Here is a 10,541-nt window from a genome sequence, read left to right on the forward strand (position 1 = left end):
CCCGGCGCGCCCGCGTGGGCGGTGCTGACCGGGGTGCTGCGTCCCGGTGAGCAGAGCGGACGGACGGGCACGGACCGCGTCGAGGTCGGGTTCGGCACGCTCGCCGACGCCGCCGGGACGCCGCTCGCGTCGGTGCGGGCCGCCGTCGTCGACTCCCACGTCTACGTGTCACGGCTGTGGGTCGTCCCGGCCGCGCGGCGCGGCGGTCTCGCGGCCCGGCTCACCGGACAGGCACTGTCCTGGGGCGCGGCGCACGGGGCGCGGCACGGGATGCTCGACGTCGCCGACGACAACACCGCCGCGCTCGCCCTCTACCGCGCTACCGGCTGGACCGACCACCACCGCTACCACTACCTGGTCCCCCCGGATCCGGCCTGACCGGAGTGTCAGGGGCTCAGGCGAACCCGCGGCGGAGCAGCCAGGCGCGGGCCTGCTTGGCGGCGCGCTTGAGCCCCGACCACTCCCCCAGATACTTCCCGACGACGCCGACGACCGGCAGCAGCCCGAGCCACTGGTGGTAGAAGCGGCCGTGCGGGCGCTTGCCGAGCTCGTCCTCGACGCCCCACAGGGCCCGTCCGAGACGCCACACGGCGCTGCCTACGCGCTTGAGCGTGGCCCGCTTGCCGTCGCCGGCGAGATCACCGGTGAGCTCCTCGGCGCGGGCGTCGGCATCGGCGTCCTCGGCCGCGGTGAGCTCCCGGGCGGCGAGGTCGAGCTCGCGTTGGAACAGCACCGACGCCAGCAGCTCGACGAGCCGGTCCTCCGAGCGGACGCCGTGCTCGCCCGCGATCGCGACGAGCAGCAGCCCCTCGCCCGCCGCGCCGACGGCGTCGGACACCGGCAGGGTGCGGGCCAGTGCCCCGCCCAGGCCGGGGATCGCGGCGATCAGCGTGGTGAACCGGCCGACCCGGTAGACCCACCAGTCGGTGCGGGCGGGGACGTCCATCGCCGCCCAGGCCGAGGTGCCGGGGACCTTCACCGACGCCAGCGCGTCGAGGATCTTGTCGGCGAGCGAGCGTTCCTCGTCGGTCGCGTCCTCCGGACGGTCCGAGCCGGGCGTCACCCGGGCCCGCAGGCCGAACGGGTCGGACTCGCGCAGCCCGTCGAGCACCGGCCGGGTGGCCCGCACGAACGGGCGCAGGACCTGCACCAGGTCGTCGTCGGAGATCGTCATCGGGTCACCCTTCGGTCGTTGCGGCCGTCCGCCAGCCGGTCGAGCGCCCTGCGGAACGACACGACGCCGGTCACGGCGCCTGCGACGAGCAGCAGCAGCGACTCCCAGTTCACCGGGAGCAGGAGATCCCCGCCCGGGCCGAAGAAGCCGAGCACGAGCACCGCCGCGAACCAGACGACCAGCGGGGCCGCCGCACCCGCCGGGGTCGGGAGGATCTCGGTGGCCGTGGTGTGGATCAGCCACGGCAGCGAGACGACCACGATCACCGTGCCCAGCGGCACCGGGACCGGGCCGATGTAGAGCATCTGGAACATCAGCTCGAAGGCCACCAGCAGCAGCGAGATCACCAGCAGCACCAGCGCGAGCGGGAGCCTCGTCACGTCGCTCACCCGTCGACCCCCTCGAACAGATCCGTCTCCGTCGTGCCGGGCGGCGCGCCGGCGAGCACGTACTCCTCGACCCCCAGCAGCGGCTGGACGATGCCGTTGCTCATCGCGAACGCGACCCAGCCGTCGCCGCTGCGGACGTCGATCTGGGTGGCGTGCGCCCGCATCGCCGCGACCCGCTCGTCGTCATGGGCGTCGACGTCGACCCGGGTGGTGACGGCGGCGGCGTCGTGGCCGGGGTGCTCGTCGGGCGCCGGCCAGCGCAGCCCGGTGCGGTCCGGGTCCCCGCCGAGCGCGGAGTGCAGCTCGGTGAGCCCGTCGTCGAGCAGCGCGCTCGACCGCACCGCGAAGTACAGCTTGGCGACGACGTCCGGGCGCGCCCCCGCCGCGGCGACGACCAGCTCGTGCGCCCGGACGTGGTCGGGATGGCCGTAGCTGCCGTCGGAGGCATAGGAGACCAGCACCTGCGGGCGGACCTCGTCGATGATCTCCAGCAGCTGGGCGAGCTGGGTGCCGAACGGCTCCGGGGCGGCGAACGCCCGCGGGTGCAGCTCCGGCGGGAGCGCGGCGCGGGTGCCGTGCCCGGCCAGCACCATGCCGGAGTCGCGCCAGCGCCCGGGGCCGCCGAGCCAGCGGTGCCGGGGCCCGCCGAGGGCGGCCAGCGCGGCGTCGAGCTCGCGGATGCGGTAGCCGCCGAGCTGGTCACCGCGGTCCGGGGCGAGCTCGGCCAGCTCCGGACCGATCACCTCGCCCTCCTCCCCGAGGGTGCAGGTCACCACGGTGACCTCGCAGTCGGGGTCGGCGGTGTAGCGGGCGATGGTTCCGCCGGTGGTCAGGGTCTCGTCGTCCGGGTGGGCGTGGACGAGCAGGAGGCGACGAGCAGGCACGCCGGGAGCCTACGGGGCGATGATCGACCCCGCCGCGGCGTGGGGGACGACGGGCAGCGGGAACTCCGCCGCCTCCCCCGTCGCCGGGGGGAACGTGATCGTCGCGCCGGTCAGCGGCACGGTCGGGACAGCGGTCCCGCCCAGCCCCGCGGGTTCGACGCCGTCGCGGACCAGGAGGTCGCCCAGGGCTGCGATCATCGCGCCGTTGTCGGTGCACAGCCGGGGCACGGGCACCCGCAGGGTGATCCCGGCGCCCGCGCAGGCGCGCTCCATCTCGGTGCGCAGTACCCGGTTCGCCGCGACCCCGCCGACCATGAGCAGGGTGTCCGCGCCGCGCTCGGCACACGCCCGCAGGGCCTTGCGGACCAGGACGTCGACGACGGCCATCTGGAACGACGCGGCGACGTCCGGGACCCGGACGGCGCGGCCCGCGTCCTGGGCGGCCTCGACGTGCCGGGCCACGGCGGTCTTGAGCCCGGAGAAGGAGAAGCCGAACGCGGCGTCGCGTGGACCGGTCATCGGGCGCGGGAACGCGATCGCGGCCGGGTCGCCGTCGAGTGCGGCCCTCGAGACCGACGGGCCGCCCGGGTACGGCAAGCCCAGCAGCCGGGCGACCTTGTCGAAGGCCTCCCCCGCCGCGTCGTCGACGGTGTCGCCGAGGTGCTCGACGGGGTCGCGGGCCAGGTCGCCCAGCGCCAGCAGCGAGGTGTGCCCGCCGGAGACGATCAGGCAGACGCAGCGGTCGGGCAGCGGGCCGTGCTCCAGGACGTCGACGGCGGCGTGCCCGGCCAGGTGGTGCACCCCGTAGAGCGGCACCTCCAGCGCCGCCGCGTACGCCTTGGCCGCCGCGACGCCGACGTGCAGCGCGGGCGAGAGCCCCGGCCCCGCGGTGACGGCGACGGCGTCGATGTCGGACAGCGACACCCCGGCCGCCTCGACCGCCGCGCGCACCATCGGCGTCACCGCGCTCACGTGGGCGCGGGCCGCGACCTCCGGGACCACACCACCGAAACGGGCGTGCTCGTCCGCCGACGACGCCAGCCCCTCGCCGAGCAGCACCCCGTCCCGGACGAGACCGGCACCGGTCTCGTCGCACGACGTCTCGATCCCCAGAACCAGCGACACGCCACCCAGTTTCGCACCGGGTGGCGTGTCGTGGCCGTGGGGTCCTGCTCGGACGGGTCGTGCTCGGTCAGGTCCGCAGGAGCGCGCGCTCCTCGGCGAAGTGACAGGCCACCCGGTGCCCCGGGCCGGACGCGATCTCCAGGACCGGCTTCTCGTCGATGCAGCGCGCCTTGTCGGCGTCGGACAGCTCCAGGTGCTTCCAGCACCGGGTGCGGAACCGGCAGCCCGACGGCGGGTCGGCCGGGTTGGGCACGTCCCCGGTCAGCACGATCCGCTCCCGCACCCGCTCGACCGCCGGGTCCGGGACGGGCACCGCCGAGATCAGCGCCTGGGTGTAGGGGTGCTGCGGCCGGTCGAACAGGTCGTCGCGGTCGGCGACCTCGACGACGTTGCCCAGGTACATCACCGCGACGCGGTCGGAGATGTGGCGCACCACCGACAGGTCGTGGGCGATGAACAGGTAGGTCAGCCCGAAGTCGCGCTGCAGCTGCTCGAGCAGGTTGAGCACCTGGGCCTGGATGGACACGTCCAGGGCCGAGACGGGCTCGTCGAGCACCACGAACTTCGGGTTGAGCGCGATCGCCCGTGCGATGCCGACGCGCTGGCGCTGCCCGCCGGAGAACTCGTGCGGGTAGCGCTCGGCGTACTCGGCCGAGAGCCCCACGGTCTCGAGCAGCTCCGGGATCGTGGAGTCGGTGAGCTCGCCGCCGAGCAGCTCGTACTTCTCCGACAGGATCGATCGGACCGTCATGCGTGGGTTCAGCGACGCGTACGGGTCCTGGAAGACAATCTGCATGTCCTCCCGGGCCGAGCGCAGCTCGGACTGCCCGAGCGCGGTCACGTCGCGGCCGTTGATGTGCACGCTGCCGGCGGTGGGCTCGTGCAGCCTCAGGATCGCCCGGGCCGCGGTCGACTTGCCGCAGCCGGACTCGCCGACCAGCGACAGCGTCTGCCCCTCGGGGATCTCCAGGTCGATGCCGTCGACGGCCTGCACCACACCGACGGTGCGCTGGAACAGCACACCGGAGCGGATCGGGAACGACTTGGTCAGCCCCGCGGTGCGCAGCATCGGCTCGCCGGTCGCCGTCTCCGCGACGTGTGCCTCGGACACCGGCACGACCGGCTCGCGCGGCGTGGCGGCGGCTTCGCCGACCTCGTCGGAGTGCAGGCAGGCGTGCAGGTGACCGGGCCGGTCGGTGAGCTGGACCAGCTCCGGGGTCTTCTCCGCGCAGGACGACGTGGCGAACCGGCAGCGCGGGTGGAACGCGCAGCCCGACGGGACGTGCGCGAGGTTCGGCGGCTGCCCGGGGATCGGCTCCAGCTTCTCCGGCCGGGCCTGGTCCATCCGCGCCAGCGACGACAGCAGCCCGTAGGTGTAGGCGTGCCGCGGCTCGGCGAAGATCTCGTCGTTGGTCCCGGTCTCGACGACCCTGCCCGCGTACATGACCATGATCCGGTCGGCGTGCGCCGCGACCAGGCCCAGGTCGTGGGTGATCAGGACGATCGCCGTCTCGCGCTGCTCCTGGAGCTTCTCGAGCAGGTTCATGATCTGGGCCTGCACCGTGACGTCGAGCGCGGTGGTCGGCTCGTCGGCCAGCAGGACCTTCGGGTCGTTCGCGAGCGCCATCGCGATCATCGCGCGCTGGCGCATCCCGCCGGAGAACTCGTGCGGGTACTGCGACGCCCGCGCGGCCGGGTTCGGGATGCCGACCTCGCCGAGCAGGTCGACGGCGCGGCGGCGGGCGGTGACCTTGCCGGCCTGCCGGTCGTGCGCCCGGATCATCTCGGCGATCTGGTCGCCCACCCTGTAGACCGGGTTCAGCGCGGTCAGCGGGTCCTGGAAGATCATCGCGATGTCCTTGCCGCGCAGCTTGCGCTGCTCGGACTCCGACATCGTCAGCAGCGAGCGGCCCTCCAGCAGCACCTCGCCGCTGGGGAACGTCGCCGGCGGGGTCGGGACGAGGCCCATCAGGCTCATCGCCGACACCGACTTGCCGGAGCCGGACTCGCCGACGATCGCCAGGGTCTCGCCCCGGTCGACGTGCCAGCTGACGCCGTCGACGGCCTTGACCACACCGGCGTCGGTGGCGAAGTGCACCCGCAGGTCGCGGACCTCGAGCATGTGCTCGGTCATCTCAGTTCCCCCCGCGCAGCTTCGGGTCGAGCGCGTCGCGGAGACCGTCGCCCACGAACGCGAACCCGAGCGTCGTCAACATGATCGCCAGGGACGGGAACAGCCACAGGTGCGTGACGCCGTCCGCGGACAGGTAGCGCGCGGCCGAGCTGATCAGCCGGCCCCACTCGGGCACGTCCGGTGGCACCCCCACCCCGAGGTAGGACAGCGACGCCATCGCGACGACCACCACACCGATGCTGGTGAGCGAGTAGACGAGCACCGGGGCCACCGCGTTGGGCAGGATGTGACGGCGCAGGATGCGGCCGGTCCCGGCCCCGATGGAGCGGGCGGCCTCCACATACTCGGCCTCGCGCAGCGCGAGAACCTGGCCGCGCATCAGGCGCGCGGTGGTCATCCAGCCGAGAGCGACCAGCGCGATGATCACCGGGACGATGCCGTTGCCGGTCGCCCGCACGATCACGATCGCACCGACCAGCGCCGGGAAGGCCAGGAAAATGTCGATGACCCGGCCGATGACCGAGTCCCAGGCGCCACCCTTGAAACCGGCCAGCGCGCCGAGCGAGAGCCCCAGCAGCAGGGAGAACAGGACGGTGGAGATACCGACGATCATCGCCAGCCGCGTGCCGTAGATGACACCGGAGTAGAGGTCGCGTCCGAGCACGTCGGTGCCGAAGAAGTGCGACCCCGATGGCGGCTGCAAAGTGTTGAGCAGGTTCTGCTCGAACGGGTCGTACGGCGTCGAGAACGGCGAGATGATCGCGACGACGACCAGGAAGGCCACGATGACAAGGCCGACCATGGCCAGCCGGTTACGGCGGAAACGCCGCCAGATCTCGGCGAACTGGCCGGGGCCCTGGGGCCGGCCGACGGGCCCCGCGGACGGGACGGTCGGTAGCGCAGCGGCCGGGCCGGCGTCGCCGGTGTTCGGGGCGCCCCCGGGCGAGGACGAGGTGGTGGCCGCGCCGGAGGTGGGAGGTGGAGGGTTCATGAGGGTTCGCCTCGCGAGGTGTCGGGACGTGGGCCGGGACGAGCGCGGTGCGCGTCAGTTCAGCCGGATCCGCGGGTCGAGGTAGGCGTAGAGGACGTCGACGACCATGCTCAGCAGCACGTAGGCGACAACCGTGTAGATGACCACGGCCGTGATGATCGGCGCGTTGTTCGTCGTGATCGCCCGGGAGAGCAGGTAGCCGACGCCGTTGTACTGGAAGACGGTCTCGGTGATGATGGCGCCGCCGACGTAGGACCCGAGTGTGAGGCCGACGAAGGTGACTACGGGCAGCAGTGAGTTGCGCACCGCGTGGCGGCCGATGACCGTCCGTTCGGGCAGCCCCTTGGCGCGTGCGGTCCGGACGTAGTCCGCGCGCAGCACCTCCAGCATCGATCCGCGCATCAGCCGTGCGACGAACGCCGCCTCGATCACGGCAAGCGTGAACGCGGGCAGCAGCACGTCGAAGTACCAGGGCACCTCGACGGTGAAGCTACGCGGCACCGGCGGGAACGGTCCTACGCCGGACACGTTCGCGACGAGGAAGATCGCCAGCACGAAAACCGGGATGCCGATCATGACCGTGGTGAGGACGGTGACGAAGGCGTCCCAGAACGAGTAGCGGCGGACGGCGGCGAGGATGCCCGCGCTGACCCCGAACAGGATCAGGAAGAGCACCGCGACCAGGCCGAGCACGATCGTGTTCGGCAGGACGTCGAGGATCAGCTCGCTGACCGGCCGTCGCTGGTCGAAGTCGACGCCCATGTCGCCGATCGCGAGGTTGCCGAGGTAGTTGACGAACTGGATCAGCAGCGGCTGGTCCATCCCGAACTTCGCACGATTGAGGGCGGCGATCTCGGGCGGGACCGCCTTCTCCCCGGAAGAGGCGAACGGGTCGCCGAGCGCGAAAGTGGCCAGGAAGATCAGGAATGCGGCGACGACGACGACCAGGAGTCCCTGGAGTACGCGCCGCAGGATGAAGCGGCCCATGTGGTGGCTTTCCCGTCGGGTGCGGACCGCGTCCGCGCACCCGCTCCCGGGTCACGGGAGCAGGTGCGCGGACGGGCGGTCACTTCAGGGTGATGGTGTCCAGCGTCGGGTTCTCGAAGAAGTCCATGCCGACGTTGCCGAACCGGTCGGTCGCCGCCAGCCGGTACTGCTGGCGCTGGAACATCGGAATGATGGCCAGGTCGCGACCGATCGCGATCTGCTCGGCCTGCTTGTACAGGTCGTCGCGCTGGGCCTCGTCCTTGGTGGCCGCGGCACGGGCGAGCAGCTGGTCGAACTCCGGGTTGGAGTAGCGGCCGCGGTTGTTGCCCAATGCAGGTTCGGTCGGCGATGCCGCACCGATGGACGTGGTGTCGAGCAGCGGCCCGAGGAAGTTGGCCGGCGTCGGGTAGTCCGCGCCCCAGGCCGACCGGTAGATGCCTGTCGCGTCCGGCGCCTGCTGGTTGTCCAGCAGGTCGCGGAACGGCACGCCCGAGTAGTTGACCTTGATGCCGAGGTTCTGCTCGATCTGCTGGCGGACCGCCGCGGTCCACTCCTCGTGGCCGCCACCGGTGTTGAACTGGAAGTTCAGCTCGGTACCGGGCTGGAAGCCGGCCTCCTGGGCGAGGCGCTTGGCCTCGTCCGGGTTGAAGGTGCACGCGTCGCAGACACCCTCCTGGTAGGCCTGCGGGAACGACGGCGGCACGATCGCGGTGGCCGGGGCCTGCCCGCCCTGGAAGACGCCTGCGGTGATCGCGGCGCGGTCGATGGCCATCGAGACCGCCTTGCGCGCAGCGACCGAGTTCATCGGCGGCTTGGTGACCTGGACCGACAGGTAGTTGATGCCCGCGGTCTTCTTGGAGATCCACTTGCCCTGCGGGTCGAACTCGTCACGGGCCTGTGACTGGACCGGGGTGGGCATCCGGGCCCAGTCGAACTGGCCGTTACGGAAGCCGTTGTACTCGGCGTCGGCACCGGTGTCGGCCGGGGTGATGGTGATCTCGACGGCGTCGAGGTTCGCTTTCGGGCCCGCCGTGTAGTTGTCGTTGCGGACCAGCTTGATGCCGCGGTCGTGCTGCCACGGGCCGTCCATCCGGAACGGGCCGTTGCCCAGCGGCAGGTCGTTGTAGGTGGTGTTGTCCGCCGCACCGGCCGAGGCCGGGACCGGAGACAGCGCCGGGTGTGCTGTCCGCAGCTCGAACTCGCAGTTCGGCTCGGACAGCGCGACGGCCAACGTGTTCGGGTTCGTGGCGTTCACCCCGGACAGGGTGGTCGCCGTCCCCGCCTGCATCTGCTCGTAGCCCTGCACCTGGTTCAGGTGGTAGGCCACCTCCGATGCGGAGGCCTTCGCCGTGGTCCGCTCCCAGCCGCGCTTGAAGTCAGCGGAGGTCAGCGGGGTGCCGTCGGAGAACTTCTGGCCCGACTTGAGATTGAACGTCCACTGCGTGCAGTTGTCGTTCGAGGTCCAGGTATCGGCGACACCGGGGTACTCGTCACCGTTGGGCCGGACCTGGACCAGACCGGTGAAGAGCTGCTTGGCGACCAGGGCACCCTCGGACTCCTGGACGTTGTACGGGTCGATCGCCGTCGGCTCGGTGAGCCCCATGCGGAACACCCCGCCGGGCTTGCCCGGGACCTGTTCCGGGTCCGGCGTCTCCGGGAACCCCTGCCCGGCCTGGGCCGCACCCCCCGAGGCCCCCGTGTTGCTCTGCTGGCTGCAGCCGGTGAGGACGAGCCCCACGACCGCGGTCAGGGCGATGGCCGAGGCGGCCGCCCTTCTTCCCCTCATCTGCCGTGCCTCTCGAGATGTCGTGGGTGCACGCCGTTGTCGCACCCGTCCGGGACGCGACGGACCACCGGATGTGTGCCGGGGCCCGTCGGGAGGCACGCTAGGAATCGCGGCTCTCCAGCAGCGAGGTCCGACGCCGGTCGTGGCGAAACGGTGACCAGTGAACGGCGTAACGGGCTCGCAGCCGAACCGGACAGTAACAACGGGACCGTTGCGTCGCACAGCCCTCGATGCATGCCGAAACACAGTTGGTACTTACGTACCACTCGCCGTCACCGTGCAGCAGCGGAGTGCGTCCGAACGGACGCGTCCGACGGTGTCAGTTCGGGTCGTCGTCGCCGGTCGGGCGCTCGCCCGAGCCCTCCGGCTCGGCCCAGGTCCGGGCGCCCGACATCGGGCCGGTCGCGATCGGGCCGGGCGTGACCCGGGTGGCCGCGTCGGTCTGCGGGTTGCTGATGACCAGACCCTGCGCCTGGTACAGCGGCAGCGCGGGCAGCTGGCGCCACAGCACCCGCTCGGCCTCGGCGACGACGGCCGGGTCCGGGCTCTCGGCGACCAGCAGCTCGTCGAGCAGCGGCTGCAGCGCGGGGAAGCAGGCCACGCCCGGCAGCTCGCCGGGCACCGCGTCCGCGGGGCAGCCGTAGTCGGAGTCCAGTCGCGGCCCGACCGCGCCGTAGGCGGCACGGGGTGCGACGAGCACGTCGACGGCGACCGGGGTCCCGGAGTCGGGGGAACCGGACGTCGTCGGGGCGGCGGTCGTCGTGGTCGGGGCCGCCGGGGGCGTGGTGACCGGTGCGGCGCTGCCGCCGGGCACCGGGCCCGCAGCCGGGGCGGGAGTGGTGGTCGGGGTCGGCGTCGTCGGGGCGACGCTCGGCTCGGTCAGCAGGTCCGGTGCCGACGGGGCGACGATCGTGGCGCCGATGCCGCCGGCCTTGAGCTGCTCGGCCACGACGCGGGCGACGTCCACGTCCTCGGTCCGCTCGGCCCCGGCGCCGATGACCACGCCGAGCGGGCGCCCGCCGAGGGTCCACCGGCCGTCCTGACCACGGACGTAGCCCGCCTCGGTGAACG

Annotated in this window: 9 protein-coding genes and 1 pseudogene; 1 reads left to right on the forward strand and 9 read right to left on the reverse strand. The window is 72.4% G+C overall.

The genetic code is table 11. The annotated features are described in order from the left end of the window. Window positions 1-378: GNAT family N-acetyltransferase (locus GTW08_RS19360; protein WP_161152335.1), on the forward strand; the 378-nt coding region annotated here is incomplete at its 5' end. Between the two features lie 16 nt (window positions 379-394). On the opposite strand, the gene GTW08_RS19365 is transcribed toward GTW08_RS19360, so the two are convergent. From GTW08_RS19365 to GTW08_RS19405, 9 genes and pseudogenes are all read right to left on the reverse strand, one after another. Continuing rightward, window positions 395-1,174, reverse strand: a complete 780-nt coding sequence (locus tag GTW08_RS19365) for a hypothetical protein (protein ID WP_073577732.1) — start codon at window positions 1,172-1,174, stop codon at window positions 395-397. Beyond that, window positions 1,171-1,554 (reverse strand): hypothetical protein, encoded by a 384-nt coding sequence (locus tag GTW08_RS19370; protein ID WP_073577808.1) that lies wholly within the window; start codon window positions 1,552-1,554, stop codon window positions 1,171-1,173. Before GTW08_RS19370 ends, GTW08_RS19365 begins: the two co-directional genes overlap by 4 nt. 5 nt (window positions 1,555-1,559) lie before the next feature. Further along, window positions 1,560-2,447 carry an N-acetyl-1-D-myo-inositol-2-amino-2-deoxy-alpha-D-glucopyranoside deacetylase gene (gene mshB, locus GTW08_RS19375; protein WP_073577731.1) on the reverse strand — a complete coding sequence of 296 codons (888 nt, stop codon included), beginning with the start codon at window positions 2,445-2,447 and terminating at the stop codon, window positions 1,560-1,562. Window positions 2,448-2,456: 9 nt separating this feature from the next. Continuing rightward, window positions 2,457-3,572 (reverse strand): tRNA (adenosine(37)-N6)-threonylcarbamoyltransferase complex transferase subunit TsaD, encoded by a 1,116-nt coding sequence (tsaD, locus tag GTW08_RS19380; protein ID WP_073577730.1) that lies wholly within the window; start codon window positions 3,570-3,572, stop codon window positions 2,457-2,459. Window positions 3,573-3,639: 67 nt separating this feature from the next. After that, window positions 3,640-5,706 carry an ABC transporter ATP-binding protein gene (locus tag GTW08_RS32725; RefSeq protein ID WP_073577729.1) on the reverse strand — a complete coding sequence of 689 codons (2,067 nt, stop codon included), beginning with the start codon at window positions 5,704-5,706 and terminating at the stop codon, window positions 3,640-3,642. Window position 5,707: 1 nt separating this feature from the next. Beyond that, a complete protein-coding gene (locus tag GTW08_RS19390; RefSeq protein ID WP_073577728.1) occupies window positions 5,708-6,697 on the reverse strand; it encodes an ABC transporter permease in 990 nt (329 codons plus the stop codon). Between the two features lie 54 nt (window positions 6,698-6,751). Next, window positions 6,752-7,684 (reverse strand): ABC transporter permease, encoded by a 933-nt coding sequence (locus tag GTW08_RS19395; protein WP_073577727.1) that lies wholly within the window; start codon window positions 7,682-7,684, stop codon window positions 6,752-6,754. 79 nt (window positions 7,685-7,763) lie between these two features. After that, window positions 7,764-9,470, reverse strand: coding sequence for a peptide ABC transporter substrate-binding protein (locus tag GTW08_RS19400; protein ID WP_073577726.1), 1,707 nt, complete (start codon window positions 9,468-9,470; stop codon window positions 7,764-7,766). A gap of 319 nt (window positions 9,471-9,789) precedes the next feature. Beyond that, window positions 9,790-10,541 (reverse strand): annotated as a pseudogene (locus GTW08_RS19405) (ABC transporter substrate-binding protein); the annotation flags it as partial.

Origin of the sequence: Pseudonocardia sp. SID8383 (assembly GCF_009864975.1) — a bacterium.
GTDB classification, from domain to species: Bacteria; Actinomycetota; Actinomycetes; order Mycobacteriales; family Pseudonocardiaceae; genus Pseudonocardia; species Pseudonocardia alni.

Excerpts from the sequence above, each read along its gene's own strand:
- GTW08_RS19400 (WP_073577726.1), bottom strand. The coding sequence starts at position 9,470 with ATGAGGGGAAGAAGGGCGGCCGCCTCGGCCATCGCCCTGACCGCGGTC.
- GTW08_RS19390 (WP_073577728.1), bottom strand. The coding sequence starts at position 6,697 with ATGAACCCTCCACCTCCCACCTCCGGCGCGGCCACCACCTCGTCCTCG.
- GTW08_RS19365 (WP_073577732.1), bottom strand. The coding sequence starts at position 1,174 with ATGACGATCTCCGACGACGACCTGGTGCAGGTCCTGCGCCCGTTCGTG.
- GTW08_RS32725 (WP_073577729.1), bottom strand. The coding sequence starts at position 5,706 with ATGACCGAGCACATGCTCGAGGTCCGCGACCTGCGGGTGCACTTCGCC.
- GTW08_RS19395 (WP_073577727.1), bottom strand. The coding sequence starts at position 7,684 with ATGGGCCGCTTCATCCTGCGGCGCGTACTCCAGGGACTCCTGGTCGTC.